Origin of the sequence: Neisseria sp. 27098_8_158 (assembly GCF_041433145.1) — a bacterium.
In the GTDB taxonomy this organism is placed as follows: domain Bacteria; phylum Pseudomonadota; class Gammaproteobacteria; order Burkholderiales; family Neisseriaceae; genus Neisseria; species Neisseria subflava_E.
In genome coordinates, this window is record NZ_JAPWAZ010000001.1 from 398,566 (window position 1) to 418,913 (window position 20,348).

Sequence of the window (20,348 nt, forward strand, 5' to 3'; positions counted from 1 at the left end):
TGAAACGGGCGTAATCATTATGGGATTCAGGCCGTCTGTTTGGCGTGACGAAAATTTTGGATTTCGTTTCCACCTATTCAGACGGCCTGATGTTTTGATTGATTTAGACTTACATTCTGCCCAGTTCGCGTTGTAGGGCTTGAATGTTTTTCTCCCTATCCAAAACAGCGCCTTGCAGCGTACTGATGGCCTGTTGATTGACGCTGCCACCTTTGGCTGTCCGCGCTTGGCTCAGTTGCTTTTTGGCATCGGCCAAAGCTGCGCGTTCATTGGATAACTCGGTTTCCAAAATAGAGCGTCGGCTGTTGACGCCGGAGGATTTTGGAACCGGAGGAGGAGCTGTTTCAGAAGCGGTGCGGACAGGGGCGGGTTTGGGCGTTGCTTTGTGGTTGGATTTTGCCGCTGTGTTTTTGCTTTTTGCCGGAGCCGTTTGTGATGTCGGCGCGTTGAGTGTAGGCGCATCGCTGACCGGGGCGTCGTATCGGCTGCTGCTGTATTTGCCGACAATCGGCAAATCGTTGACGGCCTGGCAGTTGCCGCTTGGACGCGAGGTATAGACAATCGAGCCGTTGACTTCGCAGGTGTAGATTTTTGCGGCGTGGGCTTGGCTGTTGAAAACGGCAAGCAGCAGGGATAGGGTAAGCAGATATTTTTTCATGATTCAGGTAGGACCGATTCGTTGCAGTTGAGCATTTTATTCTTGTTCAGACGGCATGGGCTGCTGTTTTTTAGCTTTTGTACCGTTTTTGTTTTTGCTCGGTTTGTCGGCTTTTTTCTCTTGTTTATCGGATTTTCCCGCGCGTGCCTTTTTCTTAGGCTTTGCACTTGCGCGTTCATCAGAGGCATTGAGACTGCGGATGTTGAGGTGGTAACCGCTGCCTTGATGGCCGCTGATTTTAGGCAATTCGGCCTGTGCGCAGGAGGAGTTGGGTTCGGAAGTATAGCTGCCGTTGCCGCAGGAATAAACTGCGGCGGCTGCGTGAAGAGAAATGCCCAAGAAGAAAGAGGATACGAGGAAGTATCCGGCTTGTTTGATGGTTGAAGTCATGTTTTTCCGTATTGTGTTTTATTTCAGACGGCCTGATGGCTCTATTTTTATTGGGAAAACTCGGCTTCGACATCAACTTGGATTTGCTCAAGCTCTTCCTGCCATTGCAGCCAGTTTTCTTCCAGTTGCGTTAATTTTACTTTAGTTTCTGTTAATTGTGCGAGTGTCTCTTGCAATTTGGGTTTATTTTCTTCTGAATAAGCAGATTCTTGTGCCAAAAATGCTTCACAGGCCGTCTGAATATCAGTCAATCGTGCGATTTCTTTTTCGGCTTTGTCGATTTTCTGCTGAATCGGTTTGCTGCGTTTGGCTTTTTCCTGACGGATTTGTGCTTCTATGCGCTTGGTGTCTTTGCGGCTTTGGCTTTGTGCAGAAGCGGCGGGGGCTGCTGCAGCGTTTTCTTGTGCCAATCGCCATTGACGGTAGTCGTTCAAATCGCCGTCGAAGTTGTTCAGACGGCCTTTGTCGATAAGGAGGAAGCTGTCGGTAGTCGCTTCAAGCAGGCTGCGGTCGTGCGAAACGACAATCAATGCGCCTTGGAAACTTTGCAGGGCAAGTGTCAGGGCGTGGCGCATATCCAAGTCTAGGTGGTTGGTCGGTTCGTCAAGCAGCAGCAGATTAGGTTTTTTCCAGATAATCATGGCAAGGGCGAGCCGTGCTTTTTCCCCGCCGGAAAAGGGCTCGGTCTTTTGAACCGCCATATCGCCGACGAAGTTGAAACCGCCTAAAAAGTTGCGGATTTCCTGTTCGCGAACTTCGGGTGAAAGCTGCTGGATATGCCAAACCGGACTTTGGTCAGCGCGTAAGGTATCCAGTTGATGTTGGGCAAAATAGCCGATATTGAGCTTTTCGGAGCGGACGATACTGCCGGAAAGTAAATCGATTTTTCCTGCCAATGCTTTGATAAATGTGGATTTGCCGCTGCCGTTAACGCCCAACAGGCCGTAACGTGCGCCGCTTTCGAGAGACAAGGTGATATCGTGCAAAACGGTATTGTCGCCATAACCTAAGTCGGCATGGTCGAGTTTCAATAATGGATTAGGCAGGTGTGTCGGATTGGCAAACTCAAAGGAAAACTCGCTATCCAAATGCGCAGGGGCGATGCGCTCGAGTTTGGCTAATGCCTTCATGCGGCTTTGGGCTTGTACGGCCTTTGTGGCTTTGGCTTTGAAACGGTCGATAAAGGATTGCAGATGTTTGATTTGCGCCTGCTGTTTGACGTGGGCGGCTTGTTGTTGCGCCAGACGTTGGGCGCGTTCGGCTTGATAGAAATCGTAATTGCCGCCGTATTGGGTCAGTTTTTGTTGCGACAGTTCGATGGTGTGCGTTGTGGTGGCATTCAAGAAGTCGCGGTCATGGGAGATGATGATTTGCGTACAGGGAAGGGGGGCGATATGGTTTTCCAGCCACAATACGGTTTCTAAATCCAAGTGGTTGGTCGGTTCGTCCAAAAGCAGCAAATCGGCACGACAAATCAGTGCTTGGGCAAGGTTAAGACGCATACGCCAGCCGCCGGAAAAGGATTTGACGGGGCGCGTATGTTCTTCTTGTGCAAAACCCAAGCCACTCAACAATTTTGCCGCGCGTGCCGGAGCGGTATAGGCATCGATTTCTTCAAGTTTGGCGTGATATTCGGCTTGCTTCATGCCGTCGTTTTGCGCTTCTGCTTGAGCCAAGGCCGTCTGAAAAGCCTGCAATTCGGCATCGCCTTGCAAAACGTAGTCTAAAGCAGAAATATCTAAATCAGGCGTTTCTTGAGAGACGGAAGCAAGGCGCCATGTTTTGGGAATAAGGATTTCGCCGCCATCTTGCGTGATTTCACCTTTTATCAGCGCAAACAGGCTGGATTTTCCCGTACCGTTTTTACCGATTAAACCAACGCGTTGGCCGGGGTTGATTACGGCATCGGCTTTATCGAGCAAGACTTTTAAACCGCGTTGCAGGGTGAGTTTTTTGATTTCTATCATGATGGCAGGCAAGGGGGTGTAAAACGAAAGGCGTTATTTTACCTGAAAAGACATATAAAAGGCCGTCTGAACAAGTATGAAAATGAAATCAACGATTTCTATTTCACTTATTCAGACGGCCTTTATGAAATGACGGTCGGAAATGCTTTCAAATTGTCTGTCGTTTCAATTAAATTTGAAGATCGGCATTGTCCGCACGGATTTGGCGCAGGAATTTTTGTGTCCGCTCATGTTTGGGATGATTGAACAAATCTTGCGGGCTGCCTTGTTCCACAATAACGCCGCCGTCCATCACGACAACGGTGGTTGCCACTTCCAAGGCAAATTTGATTTCATGCGTAACGACAACCATGGTCCAGCCTTCTTGTGCCAATTCCTTCATGGTATCCAAAACATCTTGCACCAATTCAGGGTCAAGCGCGGAAGTCGGTTCGTCAAACAGCATCAATTCAGGCTGAATCGCCAATGCTCGGGCAATACCAACACGCTGCTGTTGACCGCCGGAAAGCTGGTAGGGGTAGAGGTCGATCTTATCGCCCAAACCGACTTTTTTAAGCAATTTGACAGCCTCTTCACGCGCTTTGGCGACAGGCTTGCCTTGTACGGCAACCGGCCCTTCCATAACGTTTTCCAACGCAGTTTTGTGCGGAAAGAGGTTGTATTGTTGGAATACCATGCCGGATTTGCGGCGCAGTGCCAAAATATCGTGTTTGCTTGGTTTTTTGGAAAAATCGATGCTTAACGGCTGCGCATTGTCAAACTCGATCTGACCTTGTTCTGGCATTTCCAAAGCGTTTAAACAGCGTAAAAACGTAGTTTTGCCTGAGCCGGACGGGCCTAAGATAACCACCACTTGTCCTTTGCCGACATCCAAATCGATGCCGCGCAAAATGGTATTTTCGCCAAAGGTCTTATGGATATTGCGGATTTTAATCATGACAACTCCTTATTTGGCGACATAACGGTCAAAACGTTTTTCCAAACGCGTCTGAATCAAAAACAGCACTTTGCAGAAACACCAATAAACTAATGCGGCTTCGATATAAACGGGCAAAAAGTCATAAGTACGGTTTGCTGTCTCTTGGGCAACACGGAAAAGCTCGGTTACCGTTACCACTGCGGCAAGCGAGGTGTTTTTGAACAGGCCGATAAACTCGTTGCTCAAAGGCGGTACGGCAACGCGGAATGCCTGCGGTGCGACAATGCGACGGAAAGTCTGCATATAGGTCATACCGATGGAGAAACCTGCTTCCCATTGGCCTTTAGGTACGGACAAAATTGCCGCGCGTATGGTTTCGGAAGCGTATGCACCGACATTGAGCGAAAAGCCGATGATGGCGGCAGGAATCGGGTCGATATAGATGCCGACGGAAGGCAAACCATAGAATACGATGACCAACTGCACCAAAAGCGGCGTACCGCGAATGACGGAAATATAAAATTCCACCAGCTTCAGCAAGCATTTTTGGAAAATGCCGCCGGAAGGCATGATTCTCACCAAAGCAACGGCTACGGCAATAATCATGCCGATAACGAAAGAAGCGATCGCCAAAGGCAAAGACACTGCGAAGCCGGCTTTAACCATGGGCCAAAACGCGCTGATGAGCATATCAGCGCGTGTTTCCGTCATAAACGGCAGAGAGGCAAGGAAATTATTTAACACTGATGTCTTTTCCGAAGAATTGTTCGCCCAGTTTTTTCAGCGTGCCGTCGGCTTTCAGTTCAGTCATGGCTGTGCTGAATTTAGCCAATGCTTCATCATTGCCTTTATTGACAATCAAGCCGGAGCCGACTTTTTCGTCAGCCGGGGCAGACCAAACGATTTTTACACCGGCATTCGGATTTTTCTTCAGATAGTCCAATACCGCCAATTCGTCGTTCAGGGTTGCATCGGCACGTTTTTGTTCAATCAGGGTCAGAGATTGTGCCAAACCATCTACCGGTACGAGTTCAGCTCCTGCTGCTTTGGCTTTTTCGCCATAGTTACTGGTCAGGGATTGTGCGGTTTTGACGCCTTTGATGTCGTCGATGGATTTGATGTTGCTGTCTTTACGGGCAACCAATACGGCACCGCTCCAGCTGTAAGGTTCGGATTTGTCAAAAGTTGCTTGACGCTCAGGGCTGGTCAGGCCGACTTGGTTGGCAACCACGTCGAAACGGCCGGCTTTCAAACCTGCCATCATAGAGTCCCATTGTGTTTCTTTAAATTCGACTTTTACGCCTAGTTTGTCGGCGACTGCACGGGTTACTTCGACATCATAGCCGGTCAATTTGCCGTCTTTATCGTGGTAGGTGAAGGGTGCATAAGTACCTTCCGTACCGACAGTGATGGTACCTTTGTTGTTGATACGCTCAATCAGTGAGCCGGAGGCCGCGCCGGATTGGGCCGGTGCGGAAGAAGCTGAGTTGCTGCCTTCGCCGCCGCAAGCAGCCAAAACTACTGCAGCGATGGTGCCGAGTACGAATTTTTTCAACATGGATTTTTACTCCTGATTTTCAGTGTGTCATCTGGTATTAAAGCATGCATTCTAAGCGAAACTGCCCAAAATACAAAATACATCTTATTTCTTAAAAGGCCGTCTGAACGCTGATTTGTTCAGGCGGCCTTCAATGATGTATAAAAAATTCAGCTTATGCAATTTCAAGCCACATGACTTGATAGGGTTGCAGTACCAAATCCTGATTCAGAGAAACGGTTTGGCCGCTGATTAAATCATGTGCTTTAAACGGCATGGCCTGCAGCGTATGCGCACTGATGGTTTGCGGATGTTCGCTGAAGTTGCCGAATGCCAAAAGCGCGTTGTTGCGCATATAGCCGATGATGTGTTTGTTGTTGGTGTTGAAGGTGACCAATCTGCCGCCATTAAAGCGCGGATTGCTTTGGCGGATGGCAATCATATGGCGCAAACCTTGGAAGATTTGACCGGCAGTGGTCGAGCTGTCATGGCGTTGCTTGTACAACTCCTCATTATAACGAGGACGGTGTGCCCAGCGGCTGTCGTCGCTCTTATTGCTGTCTTGCGACCAGTCGTCATCATTGAGCGTACCCACTTCATCGCCCAAGTAAATCAGCGGCAGACCGCCGGTACTCAGAGCGATGCTGTACAAAAGTTTGATGCGGTCAACGGCGTACGGGTCATTTTGAGCCAAACCAACCAATGCTGCGGCTGTACCGCTGACACGGCAGTCGCCAGTGCTTGGGTTGTATTGGAAGGGGATGCCGCGCGCGAAGCTGCCGTCAAAATGGTTGACGAAGAAGCGGTTGAGGAATTGTCGGTGGTCGTAGCCGTGGATGCCGAACTGCCATGCGTCCTCATCGGCAAATGTCCAGCCGATGTCGTCATGGCTGCGGACGTAGTTAACCCATGCAGTGTGGTCGGGCAGGTTGTGGCGGTAGGTCAGTGCTTGATGGAGCAGGTTGACTTCGCGCGTGGCAAGCGTGTTCCACAACAATGCCATTTGCAATGGGTTGTAGCCGATTTGGCATTCATCTTGGCTGATGTATTGGACAACTTGGTCGGGGTGGACAATGGCTTCGGATTTGAAGAACACGGCCGGGGCGGCAATACGCATGACGGAGTTAAACGCACGAATCAGAGCGTGTGCCTGAGGCAGGTTTTCGCAGCTTGTGCCCATTTGTTTCCAAATAAAGGCAACGGCGTCCATGCGCAGAATATCAACGCCCAAGTTGGCAAGGAACATCATTTCTCCTGCCATAGCGCGGAACACCCAAGGATTGCTGTAATTTAAGTCCCATTGGAAGGAATTGAACGTCGTCCATACCCAGCGTCCGTCTTCCAGTTGGGAAAAGCCGCCCGGGTGTTGGTCGGGGAAGATTTCGCGCAGGGTGCGGTCGTATTGGTCGGGCATCCAACGGTCAGGAAAAATGTAGTAGAAATTGTCGTAGAGCGGATCACCGGCGGCGCAGCGTTTTGCCCATTCGTGTTCATTGGAAGTGTGGTTGAAGATGAAATCGACAACGGCGGAAATGCCTGCTTCGTGCAGTGCGGCAATGACATCGCGCAAGTCGTCTATTGTGCCCAAAGCTGGATTGACATCGCGGTAGCTGCTGACTGCATAGCCGCCGTCGCTTTTGCCTTCGGGACATTTAAACAGGGGCATCAGGTGCAGATAGGTCAGACCCAATTCTTGGAAATAAGGGATTTGGGCTTTCAAACCTTGCAGATCGCCTGCGAACAAATCGACGTAGCACACGCCGCCAACCTGTTTGTTGGACAAAATCCAGTCAGGATCGTTTTTGCGCGTGATATCAATATCTTTTAAAGATGCGTTGCGTTGGGAATAGCTTTGCCATGCTTGGGCAATCAGTTGTTCCAGCATGGGGAGGACGGCTTCGTTGTTGTTGTAAACGTTGTCCAGCTCGTGCATCAGTTTGGGAAAGTGTTCTTCAAGCCGTCTGTCAAACTGTTTCCAGTCTTCAGATGCCTCAATGCTTGCACGCTGTTCGGGGGTATAAATCGATAGGGTGCGTTCTTTAAGGTGATGCAAGGTCAAATCAACCTGTTGAGTCTGGGTCAACATAATGCCTACTCCGAAGTTAAGGTGAAATTGTTTTGAAGCTTGGTTTCACTTCTTTTGCAAATCCATGCCGATTGTGGGCGGCTAAGACTGTAATTTTGCGTCAAGAAACTGTCTCAATGATACTGGAAGTGCTTGAGTGTGCATAGGGTTTTCAAGGTTAAGGAAGAGGTTTTTTCAAGTGTTTGATTTTGATTAAAAGTAGGGTTGAGCGGATGGCAAGAAGCCTTTTGAGGAGGTTATCTTTCAGACGGCCTGAGTCTTGTGAGAAAAACTTTTATTTTTATTATCTTAGATATCTTTTTATTCCAATATGGCCGTCTGAAACATATTTACAGCATAGCGGATTGCTTGTTTCGTCTAAAAACGTGTCATAGCGATTAAATTCACGACTTCTGATGTAAATCAAAATTCTATAAAGAGGCAGTGATTGTGTTTTGAAGAGGGAAGGAATGTACGAGTTTCATTTATTAAAAAATGAATCCATCAATTTCTTTATTGATAGTGGTTATTATGTAGATTATCAAGTTAATAAGGGAAAGGTGTCTGTCTGGTTTGTCATGCTTTTTTAATATTATTTTTTAAAATTAGACTTGACCCATTACAAGCAATTACTTAAAGTACCCATCTTATTTTTACACAAGAAAACGGGCTATCCCGTTCCAAAAAAATGAGCGCAATCAAACCACCACAAATCACTGTATTCGACAGCAAGCCAACCGATGTTTATTTCTTCGGTACTTGCGTTCTCGACCTTTTCATGCCGGAAGCAGGCATGGATGCCATCACTTTAATCGAACAACAGGGCATCCGTATCCATTATCCGATGGAGCAAAGCTGCTGCGGTCAACCGGCCTATTCGTCAGGTCATCCTAAAGAAGCCTTTGATGTTGCCAAAGCGCAACTGGATTTATTCCCTGAAAATTGGCCTATTGTCGTGCCTTCTGGTTCTTGCGGCGGTATGATGAAACACCACTGGCCGACTTTGTTCAAAGGCACCGAGTACGAACAAAAAGCCATTGATTGCGCCAATCGTATCATTGAATTTACCCACTTCCTGCTGGCGATTGGTTACAAACCTGAAGATAAAGGCGAGCCGGTTAAAGTGGCCGTTCATACTTCCTGTGCGGCACGTCGCGAGATGAATGTCCATTTGTCAGGCTGGCAGCTGATTGACGGCATGGAAAATGTTGAACGTATCGTTCACGACCATGAAAGTGAATGCTGCGGTTTTGGCGGTACATTCTCTGTCAAACAAGCCGATATTTCCGGTGCGATGGTAACCGACAAAGTTGCAGCCTTAAAAGAAACAGGTGCAACTGAAATCATCAGCGCGGATTGCGGCTGTATGATGAATATCGGCGGCAAAATTGCCAAAGATGAACCCAATATGCCACGTCCGAAACATATTGCATCTTTCCTGTTGGAACGTACCGGAGGTAAAGCATGAGCGCGCGCGAAAATATTTTAGCGAAATTGAAAAAAGCCGATGCCTTGCCGATGGAAGAGCCGCCGGTTTTCGATTATTACCGTGAAATGGGTGTTTCTTGGGCAAACGATGTCGAACGCTTGAAACATTGGGCGGCTGCCATGCGTGCCGTCAAAACTGAAATCTATTGGGTTACTAAAACCAACTGGCCGCAAGTATTTTGCCAAGCAGCCGAAGGCAAAGGCTTGAAAAACATTCTGCTTCCATTGGAAACGGAACATGGTCAGCTGGCTCGTGCAGCTTTGGCCGATACCAATATTGAACCGCGCGGTTTTGAGCGAAAAATCGACGACTGGAAAAATGAATTTTTTGCCGATATTGAGGCTGGATTTAGCGGCTCTAAATGCGGTATTGCCCGTACCGGTACGATTATGCTGGAGTCCAGCCCTGTCGAGCCGCGCAGCCTGAGTTTGGTTCCGCCTGTGCATTTCTGCCTGTTTGACACCAGCAAAATGTACAACGAATTCCATAATGCTGTTGAAGGCGAAAAACTGGTAGAAAAAGGCATGCCTACCAACGTTATTTTGATTTCCGGCCCGTCTAAGACTGCCGATATTCAGTTGACTTTGGCCTATGGTGCACACGGCCCGCGCGATTTGGTGGTTTTGGCCGTTCTGCCTGATCATATTTCCCCTGCCGATTTGGAGGAAAAAGCATGAGTTCCCAAACCATTAAATTCCATATGAAGCCGGAAACGTTCAAGCAAAACGCTGCGATTTCTTTGCAAGACAAACCCCTGCGTAAAAGCTTGCGCACGGCGATGGATATGCTGATGACCAAGCGCAAAGCTGTTTTGACAGATGAAGAAGAGCTGCAAAGCCTGCGTGATTTGTGTGAGCATGTCCGTCAACGTTCGTTGTCCAAATTGCCTGCATTATTGGAACAACTGGAAGAAAACCTGACCAAGTTAGGCGTTAAAGTCCACTGGGCGGAAACACCTGCCGAAGCCTGCCAAATCATTCACAACATCATTACCGATAAAAACGGTAAGCTGATGGTGAAAGGCAAATCTATGGTCAGCGAAGAGATTGAGCTGAACCATTATCTGCAAGACCAAGGCATTAAAGCGATTGAGAGCGACTTAGGCGAGTTTATCGTTCAAATGGCTGGCGAGAAACCAACCCATATCGTGATGCCTGCCATTCACAAGACCAAAGAGCAGGTTAGCGAGCTTTTCCATCAAAACCTTGGCACGCCTTTGACAGACGATGTAGATCAGCTAACCGGATTTGCCCGTAAAGCATTGCGCGATATTTACAGCACTGCCGATGTTGGTTTGAGCGGTGTGAACTTTGCCGTTGCGGAAACGGGTACTTTGTGTCTGGTTGAAAACGAAGGCAACGGCCGCTTGAGTACCACTGTACCGCCTGTGCATATCGCCATTACCGGTATTGAAAAAGTGGTTGCGAAGCTGTCGGATGTTCCGCCTTTGTACAGCCTGCTGCCACGCTCCGCCATCGGTCAGAACATTACCACTTATTTCAATATGATTACCGGCCCTCGCCGTAGCGAAGAGCTGGACGGCCCTCAAGAAATGCACTTGGTACTGCTTGATAACGGCCGTAGCCAAGCGTATGCAGAAGATCAAATGCGCCGTACCTTGCAATGTATCCGTTGCGGTGCGTGTATGAACCACTGTCCGGTTTATACCCGTATCGGTGGCGCGGCTTACGGTACGACTTATCCTGGTCCGATTGGCGAGATTATCTCTCCGCATTTGTTAGGTTTGGATGCGACACGTGATCTGCCGACTGCGTGTACCATGTGTGGCGCCTGTGTCGAAGTTTGCCCGGTACGCATTCCGATTACCGAACAAATGCAACGTCTGCGTGTTGAAGCACAACGTTCGCCAACAGAAGCCGTTCCTCATCCTATCCGTGGTCAAGGTGCATCACATACCTTCGGCGAGCAAATGGCGTGGCGTACGTTTAACGGCATTTTCAGCGGCAGTAAGGCTTATCGAGCATTCGGCTGGGCTGCTACCAAATTCCGTGCATTGACGCCAAGCAAGCAGTTAAGCTGGACCAATAACCATGTTCCGATGAAACCTGCCAAGCAAACATTGCATGAGATGATGGCAGAAAGAAAACGTCAGCAAGAAAAAGCATAAGACTTGAGAATAAAACCTGGGGGATAAAAGCCTCAGGTTTTATTTTTTATTGAATACTGCTGGTGTAGCATCGCTATTTGTAAAGGCATTTGATTTGATTATTGTATTTTGATTCTTTTGAATAAAAAGGCCGTCTGAAAGATTTTCAGACGGCCTTTATTACAGCCAAAAGTTTTTATCTAAGTCCTTAGAGCAATACTTTTTCTACACCGCCGTTATTGGCTTTTTTCACAAACTCATCCAGCCAGTTTTCGCCAAGGATGTGTTTCGCCATTTCAATGACTATGTAGTCGGCAGGCATATTGTTGTCATCGGCATAGCGGCTCAGGCCTTGCAGGCAGGCTGGGCAGGAGGTAAGCATTTTGACGGGTTCGCCCTGAGGCAGCTCTTTGAGGTTTTTCTCAATTTCCTCTTGTTTGCGGAACTTGACCTGAGTGGCGATGTCGGGTCGTTTGACGGCAAACATACCGGACTCGCCGCAGCAGCGGTCGCTTAAGACGACTTTCTGTCCCATCAGGCTGCTGGCCATTTGGGTGGCATTCATGGTTTTGATCGGGGTATGGCAAGGGTCGTGGTAGAGGTATTGCTGACCTTGTACGCCGTTTAGCTGCACACCTTTTTCAAGCAGATATTCATGGATGTCGATGATACGGCAGCCTGGGAAGATTTCTTCAAAACGGTATTTTTCCAGTTGGTCGTAGCAGGTACCGCAACTGACGACGACGGTTTTAATGTCGAGGTAGTTGAGGGTGTTTGCCATACGGTGGAAAGCCACGCGGTTGTTGGTGCTCATTTCTTCGGCTTTAGCCTTATTGCCGCCTGCGTCTTGCGGATAGCCGCAACACATATAGCCCGGCGGCAGGACGGTTTGTACGCCGACATGCCAAAGCATGGCTTGAACGGCGAGTCCGATTTGGCTGAACAGACGCTCAGAGCCACAACCTGGGAAGTAGAACACGGCTTCGGCATCTTCCGGAGAAGCCGGATTGCGGATGATAGGAATACTCTTGTCGTCTTCTATACCCAGCATGGAGCGTGGAGTTTTGGCGGGCACGCTTTTGGGCAAAGGACGGTTGATGAAGTGGATAACCTGTTCTTTGATTGAGGCGGTACCGACGGTGGCTTTCGGTTCGGCTTTTTGCTTTTTCGTGCCAATCGGAAGAAGCTTGCCGATTTTGTAGGCAAAGTTTTGCGCGGGGAAGCCGGTCTGTATCATGGCGGCACGTAGTGCTTTGATGGTTTTCGGGCCGGTGGCGTTCAAAAATGCCATGCCCATTGAAGTCGCAGGCGCAAATCGTTTATGGCCGGAATCGGCAAGGTAGTTGCGGATAGCTACGGTAACGTCGCCAAAGTCGATGTTGACAGGGCAAGGTTTAACGCAGCGGTGGCACACGGTGCAGTGGTCGCCGATGTCCATCAGTTCTTCAAAATGTTTGATGGAAACGCCGCGACGGGTTTGTTCTTCGTATAAGAAGGCTTCGGTCAGCAAGCCTACGCCGAGGATTTTGTTGCGGGGACTGTACAGCAGGTTGGCACGCGGAACGTGAGTAGAGCAAACGGGTTTACATTTGCCGCAGCGCAGACAGTCTTTGACGGAATCAGCGATGGTGCCGAGGTCTGATTTTTCCATAATCAGCGATTCCGCTCCCAAAAGCTCGAAGGACGGCGTATAGGCGTTGCGCAGGTCCGAGCCTTTCATCAGTTTGTGACGGTTGAAGGTGTGTTTGGGATCGACTTGGTTTTTGTAGTTCCAAAACGGTTGTAAATCTTCATCGGTCAAAAATTCGAGCTTGGTAATGCCGATGCCGTGTTCGCCGGAAATTACGCCGCCGAGCGAACGGGCGATTTTCATAATGCGTTCGACCGAACGATAGGCCGTCTGAAGCATTTCGGCATCGTCTGAGTTAACCGGAATATTGGTGTGAACGTTACCGTCACCGGCGTGCATATGCAGGGCAACAAAAACGCGGCTACGTACGGTTTTGGCGTGGATTTTGCCCAAGCCTTGGATAATTTTGGTATCTGTTTTGCCGCTGAAGATTTCAGAAAGTGGTTTCATTACGTCTGCTTTGACAGACACGCGCAGGCGGAAATCGCGGAAGGCAATAAAGCAGCTTTCATTGTCTTTGGCTTCGGGCGTGGCGTGGACGGCTGCGCCATAGCGAGCCTTATAGTCGACAAGCGGAGCGTCCAAGTTATCCAGTAACCATTCCCAACGCGCTTTGACAGCGGAAACGTGGGCCAGGGCGTGTTTGCCGCGTTCGCCCAACAGTTCGGCGGTCGGCAAGTCCGTGCCCATTTTGTCGATGGGGAGTTTGCCGGACAGATATTGCTCCAAGGCGGCACAGAGTTTGAGTTTGTTTTGGATGGAAAGCTCAATGTTGATGCGCTCGATGCCGTCTGAATACTCACCGAGCCTTTCAAGTGGGATTACCACGTCTTCGTTGATTTTAAAGGCGTTGGTATGTTTGGCGATGGCGGCAGTGCGGCTGCGGTCAAGCCAGAAGGTTTTACGGGCTTCGGGAGATATGGCGATAAAGCCTTCGCCGTCGCGGGCACGGGCGAGTTCGCAGATGTGTTCGGCGGCTGCCTGTACGGCGGCTTCGTCGTCGGAAACCACGTCTGCTAGCAAGACCATTTTAGGTCGGCCTTTGCCTGCCGCTTTGGTGGCATAACCGACGGCACGGACGTAACGCCAGTCTAAATGTTCCAAACCCGCCAGCCGCACGCTGTCGTGGGCAAGCAGGAAGTCGCGGATTTCAACGATGGACGGCGTGGCAGTGGCGACCGTACCGAAAAACTCCATACACACGGTGCGCGTGTATTTCGGCATTTTATGTAACACGAAAGCAACGCTGGTGATGATGCCGTCTGTACCTTCTTTTTGTACGCCGGGCAGGCCGCTCAAGAATTTGTCGGTAACGTCTTTGCCCAAACCGACTTTGCGGAATTTGTGGCCGGGGATTTCCAAACGTTTGGTATGGACGATATTGCGGCCGTCTGAATCCAGCGTATGTACGTCAAACACGGCGATTTCTTCGTCGTGGATTTTGCCAAAATTGTGATGCACGCGCTCGATACGCAGCCATTCGCCTTGAGGGTTGACCATGTTCCAGTAGGCGAGGTTGTCCAAGGCAGTACCCCATAGCACGGCTTTTTTACCGCCTGCGTTCATCGCCACATTACCGCCCACGCAAGATGCATCGGCGGAAGTCGGATCGACGGCGAACACCAAACCTGCGTGATGCGCGGTTTCTTCCACTCGGCGGGTTACCACGCCTGCGCCGCAATGGATAATCGGATGTCTGCCGTCCAATCCTGCCAGCTCAACATATTCGACGCCGCGATGCTTGTCGAGTTTTTCGGTATTGATGACTGCGCTGTTTGCGTCCAAAGGTACCGCGCCGCCGGTATAACCCGTACCGCCGCCGCGCGGGATAATGACCAAGTCCAATTCGATTAAGGCGCGCACCAAAGGCGCAATCTCTGCCTCGGTATCAGGATTGACGACGACAAACGGATATTCGACGCGCCAGTCGGTTGCATCGGTAACGTGTGTTACCCGCGCCAAGCCGTCAAACATGATGTTGTGTGGTTTGGTGATTTTGCTTAAGCGTTCCAAAATCTGATGGCGTTTTTGGCTGGTTTCATCAAAATTGCTATCAAAACGCTCCACTGCTTTTTCTGCTGCGGCAACCAAGATATCCACTTGCTGATTGTCGTCGCGGCGTTTGCGGATTTCATTTAAGCGGTGGCGCATTTCGCGTACCAGCGCGGCGCGGCGTTTCGGATGCTCCAACAAGTCATCGACCAGATACGGATTGCGCACGACCACCCAAATATCGCCCAATACTTCAAACAGCATTCGTGCCGAACGTCCTGTTTTCCGTTGACCGCGCAGGTCTTGCAGGATTTGCCACGCTTCGTCGCCCAACAGTCGGATGACGATTTCGCGGTCGGTATAAGAAGTATAGTTATAGGGAATTTCTCGAATACGCTGAGGGGCAGTAGTCGTGGTCATGGTCGTGTTCCGTTGATGGATGTAATGTTTTTATATTAAAGGCCGTCTGAAAAATGCAATTTCTTCTTGATGGCGTAAAGTGTTAATGTAGTGTAATTTTCGATATTTTTCAACGGAAAAGACAATAAACATTTCAATGGGAATGATTTGCAACTAGGTAATATTGTTTACAATCTTGTCGTGTAAATGGTTTTCAGACAGCCTGAGAGATTTTATCGCTTGAGTTTTTCTGTAAAACCGCTATAATGCGTTTCTTCTATGGCGGGTCTCCCCGCATGGTAATTCGGAACACCGGGTCAGGGGCGGAAGCCAGCAGCCCACTCTGATGAGCCAGTGCCGGGGGTTCGGCTCGCCACCTTATTCAAAAATGCCGGAGATAGTTAAGTCTCCGGCATTTTTCATTGTATAAGGCGTAATAAAAAGGCCGTCTGAAATTTCATTTTCAGACGGCCTTTGAGTTTATAAACCAGCTATTTATGCTTCTTCTGATTTTGTATTGGGCAAAACGCAGTTCAGAATAATCGCCAATACGGCGCACAAACCTACACCGGCGAAGCTCAAAGTACCTACTTTGATAATCATGCCGCCGATACCGGTCGTCAATACGGAGCTGACGATAACCAGATTTTTCGGCTGCATCAAATCGACTTTCGCATCAATCAATGTTTTGATGCCCAAAGAGGCGATTGTACCGAACAGCAGCAACATAATGCCGCCCATAACCGGCATAGGAATCGAAGCCAAAAACGCGTTGAACTTACCGAAAAACGCCATGAAAATCGCAAAAATTGCCGCCCAAGTCATGATAACGGGGTTGCTGTTTTTGGTAATCATCACTGCGCCGGTTACTTCGCCGTAAGTGGTTACAGGAGGGCCGCCGATCAAACCGGCCACGCATACGCCCAAGCCGTCGCCGGCGAGGGTTTTGTCCAAGCCCGGATCTTTGGTGTAGTTTTTGCCGGTCACATTACCGATGGCCATAATGCCGCCGATGTGTTCGATAGCCGGGGCGATGGCGACGGGCAACATAAACAAGGCAGCCTGCCAATTGACTTGAGGCGTTTCAAAATTAGGGACGGCAAACCAAGGAGCGTTGATGATGGCGCTGGTATCGACCAAGCCCATGATCAAAGCCAACACATAGCCTGAAGCCACGCCGATCAGAATCGGAATCAGCTTCATCATTTTGCTGCCGAATACGGAAACGATGACGGTTACCGCAAAGGTAAAGCCGGACAGAATCAGCGAGTCGATATAGTCGATGACCTGTTTTCCATCTGCCTGACCCATGGCCATGCTGCTTGCTGCAGCGGCCACGGACAAACCGATTACCATAATCACCGGACCGATAACCACGGGCGGCAACAGCTTGTGTACCGCATCCAGACCGCGCCATCTGATCAATGCGGCAAAGACAAAGTACATGAAACCTGCCGCAAACAGGCCGAACATGGTAGAAGGCAGACCCCATTCGCTGATGGAGTAGATAATCGGTGCAATAAAGGCAAAAGAAGAGCCGAGGAAAATCGGCACTTTACGTTTGGTAACCAATTGGAACAACAAAGTACCCAAGCCTGCGCCTAATAATGCTAAAGCCGGGTTCAGTCCCGTTAGAAGCGGCACAAGCACCATGGCACCGAATGCGACAAACAAAATCTGCGCACCGGCTACCGCCGTTTTAAGCTGGTTCATAAAAGCTCCGAAGAAAATTCAAACGGCGCAGATTATACTGATTTATCCTAGTCATGAACATTTATTTACAAAAGGCCGTCTGAACAAATGTAACGATGACACCTGTTCAGACGGCCTTGTTCGATAACGAATGGTTAATAACTTATCAAAATCGATTAGGAAAATTTTCAGCCGCGTGTTTCGCGCCAAACCAAATAATCGCGCAGGGGTGGCATGGGCGGATTGATGCAGTGCGGACAGATACCGGTCGTGTCTTCATCGTCGCTGTCGATATGGTAGTCGTTTGGATCGAAGCGTACCTGCTGCATCACAGCTTGCGCCAATGCTTGTTCCTGTATGACATCAAATTCAAATTTTTCCAAAATCTCATTCAATAGGCAGATTTCGCCGTCGCTGAAAGATTCGCTGTGTTTGACAATGAGGCGTTGATAATCTTCATTGCTGATTTTTTCGTGAAGTAAATCGGTCTGGATAGTCATGATTTTATTGTTGAAATAAGATGGTTAAGGTGCGGATTATAGCGGATATCGTGTCGGCTGTTTCAAAGGGCGTCTTTAAGTTGACGGGCTTTGGCGAATGTGGGGATAAATCTGTTCAATTCAATATTGACTGCCTGAAAATCGCGGCTATCAAAAAAATCGCCGATACGTATGGTTTTTCCCTGATAATCGAAAGACCATGCACCTTGTACACATTTTTGGATACGTAAAATATTGGGGATATTGTGAATTTTTCGTTTCATACCATTTTGGTATAGGTTTTCGTTTGGCAACCTCTGTTTCCTTCCTTGTGCAATAGGAGCTTTGGGAATATGGTCACGAGAATGCCATTCGGAGATTTCTGACAACGGGAAACTACGCCAACGCCCAATGGAGAACAAGGTATAACCATGAGACAGCGTATGGTTACGGATCTTGATATTTTCACGTACGAAAAGTTGCCAAAGAAGGCCATAAACAAGTGAACCCACTAAGTAGAAAGTAAAAAGTAAAGGGATGAGAATGGCTTCTAAATTATTGAAATAGTGTTCTTCAAGGTAAAACGGCGCGATGCATGTAAGAGCAAAGGAAAACATAAGAAATACCGCGGTAAAACCGATTTCCTGCGAATCATGTACAACACGCGCAGATACGGCAATGCCGTCGGGCATGCGCTCGATTTTATAACGCGAAGATGCCATCAATAGCCTCCCATTTTTTCAGCCTGATACGCTTTTTGCAGCGGTGTAATTTGTGCCAAGCGGGCATGATCGATGTGTTCGGCAATTAAATGGGCCTTGCCTTGTGCGCGGCACTCGGCGGCGATTTTGCCTGCATCTACTTGGTTGGCGGCCTCAAGTAAGGCCAGCCAGTGTTCGCGTTGCGGATAGGGGGTGTCTTCAAAGTTCAGACGGCCTTGTTTGTCGGCCACGCAGACGTTTAAGGCCGTCTGAAAACGTTCTGGGCGGCGGAATGCATCGGTTTTTTTCAAAACCTTCAAAATGGTTTTGCTTTTGAACTGCCCGACTTGATGGAGCATGATGTGCCAGCGGCAGACGAGTTCGGCAAGCTCGGCGCAGTGTTTGGGCGCGCGCAGGCGTTGATTGACTTCGCGGACGGGTTCGACACCATTGATGTCGTGTTCGTAGTGTTTCGGCAGGATATCGGCCGGTGTTTTTGCCTTGCCTAAGTCGTGTAATAGGGCGGCATAGCGTTCGGCAAGGGATAGATTCATTTCGGCGGCCCGTTGTACAACCATCAGCGTATGGATACCGCTGTCGATTTCGGGATGATAGTCGGCGCGTTGCGGTACGCCGAAAAGGGCGTCAAGCTCGGGCAGCAAGACTTTGAGTGCGCCGCATTCGCGTAAAACTTCAATCATTTTGCGCGGGTTTTTCTCCATCAAACCTTTGGCCAATTCTTGCCAGACGCGTTCGGCAACCAAGGCATCCGCTTCGCCGTTTTCTACCATTTGCCGCATCAGCGACATGGTTTCATCGGCAATTTGAAACCCATAACGCGCGGCAAAACGGGCGATACGCAAAATACGCACGGGGTCTTCGGCAAAGGCAGGCGAAACGTGGCGCAGGATGCCGGCCGCCAAGTCTTGTTGTCCGCCAAAAGGATCGATGATCGTGCCGTCTGAATCCTGAGCCATGGCATTGATGGTCAGGTCGCGACGCATCAGGTCTTGTTCCAGCGTAACGTCTTTATCGGCATGAAAGCTGAATCCGGCATAGCCTTTGGCGGTTTTGCGTTCGGTACGGGCGAGGGCGTATTCCTCATGGCTGTTCGGATGGAGAAAGACGGGAAAATCCTTGCCAACCGGCTGATAACCCTGAGCCAGCATGGTTTGCGCATCTGCACCGACGACTACCCAGTCGTGGTCTTTGACGGGCAGGCCTAAAAGATGGTCGCGGACAGCGCCGCCGACAAGATAGGTTTTGATGGTTTGTGTATTCATATAAAAATCGAACGATATAAAAAGGCCGTCTGAAAAGCCGTATTGGGTTTTCAGACGGCCTGAGTCAGAACGCTATTATGAGGCTTTAGGCTTGTTGCCGTCGATGATTTTCAAACCGGCGGAGACCAAGCTGCCGATGTCGGCAACGTTGGCAGGCATAATCAGCGTGTTGCTTTCTTTAGCCAAATTGCTGAAGGCGGCAACGTATTGTTCGGCAACTTTCAGGTTAACGGCTTCAGCACCGCCCTCTGAGCGAACCGCCTCGGCGATTTTGCGGATGGCGTCGGCGTTCGCTTCTGCCACCAGGCGCAGAGCTTCGGCTTCACCTTGTGCGCGGTTGATGCGGGCGATTTTTTCACCGTTTGACGCGTTGATGGCGGCTTGCGCTTCACCTTCGGATTGTTGAATTTCTGCTTCGCGCTGACCGCTGGCAAGGTTGATCTGCTCGATTTTACGGCCTTCGGATTCGGCAATGCGAGCGCGTTTCTCACGTTCGGCAGTAATTTGCGCCTGCATGGAGCGGAGGATTTCTTGCGGCGGAACCAAGTCTTTGATTTCGTAACGCAAGACTTTCACACCCCATGCGCCTGCCGCTTCGTCCAAAGCAGCAACAACAATGCTGTTGATTTCGTCGCGTTCTTCAAAGGTTTTATCCAACTCCATGCGGCCGATGACAGATCGCAAAGTTGTCTGCGCAAGCTGGGTAATCGCCATGATGTAGTTGCTGGAACCATATGAAGCGAGTTTAGGATCGGTAACTTGGAAGTAGATGATGCCGTCCACAGTCAGCTGAGTGTTGTCGCGGGTAATACAGACTTGGCTGGGAACATCCAAAGGAACTTCTTTCAGCGAATGACGATAGGCGACACGGTCGATGAATGGGATAAGGATGTTCAGACCTGCAGTCAGCGCTTTGTGAAAACGGCCTAATCGTTCGACCACATAGACTTCCTGCTGCGGTACAACGATAAAGGATTTGAAACCAAAAACAACAACGACGATGAGGATGAGGACGGGGAGGCTGAGCAGAAATTCCATAA

At 49.4% G+C, this 20,348-nt stretch carries 16 protein-coding genes and 1 other RNA gene; 4 read left to right on the plus strand and 13 right to left on the minus strand.

Going from position 1 to position 20,348, the window contains the following annotated elements:
- Nucleotides 1–109: 109 nt before the first annotated feature.
- The 7 genes from O3681_RS01940 to O3681_RS01970 all read right to left on the minus strand — a co-directional run bounded on the left by O3681_RS01940 (nucleotide 110) and on the right by O3681_RS01970 (nucleotide 7,557).
- A complete protein-coding gene (locus O3681_RS01940) occupies nucleotides 110–658 on the minus strand; it encodes a hypothetical protein (protein WP_371459147.1) in 549 nt (182 codons plus the stop codon).
- 36 nt (nucleotides 659–694) lie between these two features.
- The gene (locus tag O3681_RS01945; protein WP_371459148.1) at nucleotides 695–1,048 is read right to left on the minus strand and encodes a nucleolar protein; all 354 of its coding nucleotides are present in this window, start codon (nucleotides 1,046–1,048) and stop codon (nucleotides 695–697) included.
- A 47-nt stretch (nucleotides 1,049–1,095) separates the two neighbouring features.
- Nucleotides 1,096–3,015 carry an ATP-binding cassette domain-containing protein gene (locus O3681_RS01950; protein ID WP_371459149.1) on the minus strand — a complete coding sequence of 640 codons (1,920 nt, stop codon included), beginning with the start codon at nucleotides 3,013–3,015 and terminating at the stop codon, nucleotides 1,096–1,098.
- Nucleotides 3,016–3,184: 169 nt separating this feature from the next.
- A complete protein-coding gene (locus O3681_RS01955) occupies nucleotides 3,185–3,952 on the minus strand; it encodes an amino acid ABC transporter ATP-binding protein (RefSeq protein ID WP_004520600.1) in 768 nt (255 codons plus the stop codon).
- A gap of 9 nt (nucleotides 3,953–3,961) precedes the next feature.
- The gene (locus O3681_RS01960) at nucleotides 3,962–4,678 is read right to left on the minus strand and encodes an amino acid ABC transporter permease (protein WP_083306189.1); all 717 of its coding nucleotides are present in this window, start codon (nucleotides 4,676–4,678) and stop codon (nucleotides 3,962–3,964) included.
- The gene (locus O3681_RS01965) at nucleotides 4,668–5,492 is read right to left on the minus strand and encodes an amino acid ABC transporter substrate-binding protein (protein ID WP_036490794.1); all 825 of its coding nucleotides are present in this window, start codon (nucleotides 5,490–5,492) and stop codon (nucleotides 4,668–4,670) included. Before O3681_RS01965 ends, O3681_RS01960 begins: the two co-directional genes overlap by 11 nt.
- A 154-nt stretch (nucleotides 5,493–5,646) precedes the next feature.
- Nucleotides 5,647–7,557, minus strand: coding sequence for an alpha-amylase family protein (locus O3681_RS01970; protein ID WP_371459150.1), 1,911 nt, complete (start codon nucleotides 7,555–7,557; stop codon nucleotides 5,647–5,649).
- 667 nt (nucleotides 7,558–8,224) lie between these two features.
- On the opposite strand from O3681_RS01970, the gene O3681_RS01975 reads away from it, so the two are divergent.
- The 3 genes from O3681_RS01975 to O3681_RS01985 are packed head-to-tail and all read left to right on the plus strand — an operon-like array spanning nucleotide 8,225 to nucleotide 11,153.
- A complete protein-coding gene (locus O3681_RS01975) occupies nucleotides 8,225–9,004 on the plus strand; it encodes a (Fe-S)-binding protein (RefSeq protein ID WP_371459151.1) in 780 nt (259 codons plus the stop codon).
- Entirely contained in the window at nucleotides 9,001–9,702 is a 702-nt protein-coding gene (locus tag O3681_RS01980; RefSeq protein WP_101755456.1) for a lactate utilization protein C, read from the plus strand. Before O3681_RS01975 ends, O3681_RS01980 begins: the two co-directional genes overlap by 4 nt.
- Nucleotides 9,699–11,153 (plus strand): LutB/LldF family L-lactate oxidation iron-sulfur protein, encoded by a 1,455-nt coding sequence (locus O3681_RS01985; RefSeq protein ID WP_371459152.1) that lies wholly within the window; start codon nucleotides 9,699–9,701, stop codon nucleotides 11,151–11,153. Before O3681_RS01980 ends, O3681_RS01985 begins: the two co-directional genes overlap by 4 nt.
- Before the next feature lie 187 nt (nucleotides 11,154–11,340).
- On the opposite strand, the gene O3681_RS01990 is transcribed toward O3681_RS01985, so the two are convergent.
- The gene (locus tag O3681_RS01990) at nucleotides 11,341–15,174 is read right to left on the minus strand and encodes a DUF3683 domain-containing protein (protein ID WP_371459153.1); all 3,834 of its coding nucleotides are present in this window, start codon (nucleotides 15,172–15,174) and stop codon (nucleotides 11,341–11,343) included.
- Between the two features lie 260 nt (nucleotides 15,175–15,434).
- Here O3681_RS01990 and ffs point away from each other — a divergent pair.
- Nucleotides 15,435–15,531: signal recognition particle sRNA small type (ffs, locus tag O3681_RS01995), an RNA gene on the plus strand.
- Nucleotides 15,532–15,648: 117 nt separating this feature from the next.
- Here ffs and O3681_RS02000 read toward each other — a convergent pair.
- From O3681_RS02000 to O3681_RS02020, 5 genes are all read right to left on the minus strand, one after another.
- The gene (locus tag O3681_RS02000) at nucleotides 15,649–16,866 is read right to left on the minus strand and encodes a uracil-xanthine permease family protein (protein ID WP_371459154.1); all 1,218 of its coding nucleotides are present in this window, start codon (nucleotides 16,864–16,866) and stop codon (nucleotides 15,649–15,651) included.
- 167 nt (nucleotides 16,867–17,033) lie between these two features.
- On the minus strand, nucleotides 17,034–17,345 hold the full coding sequence (locus tag O3681_RS02005; RefSeq protein WP_263336149.1) for a hypothetical protein: 312 nt from the start codon (nucleotides 17,343–17,345) through the stop codon (nucleotides 17,034–17,036).
- Nucleotides 17,346–17,407: 62 nt separating this feature from the next.
- Nucleotides 17,408–18,046: a hypothetical protein gene (locus O3681_RS02010; protein WP_300483958.1), complete on the minus strand. Its 639-nt coding sequence runs from the start codon at nucleotides 18,044–18,046 to the stop codon at nucleotides 17,408–17,410.
- A complete protein-coding gene (locus O3681_RS02015; RefSeq protein WP_371459155.1) occupies nucleotides 18,046–19,308 on the minus strand; it encodes a multifunctional CCA addition/repair protein in 1,263 nt (420 codons plus the stop codon). Before O3681_RS02015 ends, O3681_RS02010 begins: the two co-directional genes overlap by 1 nt.
- 75 nt (nucleotides 19,309–19,383) lie before the next feature.
- Entirely contained in the window at nucleotides 19,384–20,346 is a 963-nt protein-coding gene (locus O3681_RS02020; protein ID WP_039863787.1) for an SPFH domain-containing protein, read from the minus strand.
- Nucleotides 20,347–20,348: the final 2 nt, after the last annotated feature.

Coding starts and splice junctions, on each gene's coding strand:
- O3681_RS02020 (WP_039863787.1), bottom strand. CDS start 20,346: ATGGAATTTCTGCTCAGCCTCCCCGTCCTCATCCTCATCGTCGTTGTT.
- O3681_RS01940 (WP_371459147.1), bottom strand. CDS start 658: ATGAAAAAATATCTGCTTACCCTATCCCTGCTGCTTGCCGTTTTCAAC.
- O3681_RS01965 (WP_036490794.1), bottom strand. CDS start 5,492: ATGTTGAAAAAATTCGTACTCGGCACCATCGCTGCAGTAGTTTTGGCT.
- O3681_RS01990 (WP_371459153.1), bottom strand. CDS start 15,174: ATGACCACGACTACTGCCCCTCAGCGTATTCGAGAAATTCCCTATAAC.
- O3681_RS01955 (WP_004520600.1), bottom strand. CDS start 3,952: ATGATTAAAATCCGCAATATCCATAAGACCTTTGGCGAAAATACCATT.
- O3681_RS02015 (WP_371459155.1), bottom strand. CDS start 19,308: ATGAATACACAAACCATCAAAACCTATCTTGTCGGCGGCGCTGTCCGC.
- O3681_RS02010 (WP_300483958.1), bottom strand. CDS start 18,046: ATGGCATCTTCGCGTTATAAAATCGAGCGCATGCCCGACGGCATTGCC.
- O3681_RS02005 (WP_263336149.1), bottom strand. CDS start 17,345: ATGACTATCCAGACCGATTTACTTCACGAAAAAATCAGCAATGAAGAT.
- O3681_RS01945 (WP_371459148.1), bottom strand. CDS start 1,048: ATGACTTCAACCATCAAACAAGCCGGATACTTCCTCGTATCCTCTTTC.
- O3681_RS02000 (WP_371459154.1), bottom strand. CDS start 16,866: ATGAACCAGCTTAAAACGGCGGTAGCCGGTGCGCAGATTTTGTTTGTC.
- O3681_RS01975 (WP_371459151.1), top strand. CDS start 8,225: ATGAGCGCAATCAAACCACCACAAATCACTGTATTCGACAGCAAGCCA.
- O3681_RS01980 (WP_101755456.1), top strand. CDS start 9,001: ATGAGCGCGCGCGAAAATATTTTAGCGAAATTGAAAAAAGCCGATGCC.
- O3681_RS01970 (WP_371459150.1), bottom strand. CDS start 7,557: ATGTTGACCCAGACTCAACAGGTTGATTTGACCTTGCATCACCTTAAA.
- O3681_RS01950 (WP_371459149.1), bottom strand. CDS start 3,015: ATGATAGAAATCAAAAAACTCACCCTGCAACGCGGTTTAAAAGTCTTG.
- O3681_RS01985 (WP_371459152.1), top strand. CDS start 9,699: ATGAGTTCCCAAACCATTAAATTCCATATGAAGCCGGAAACGTTCAAG.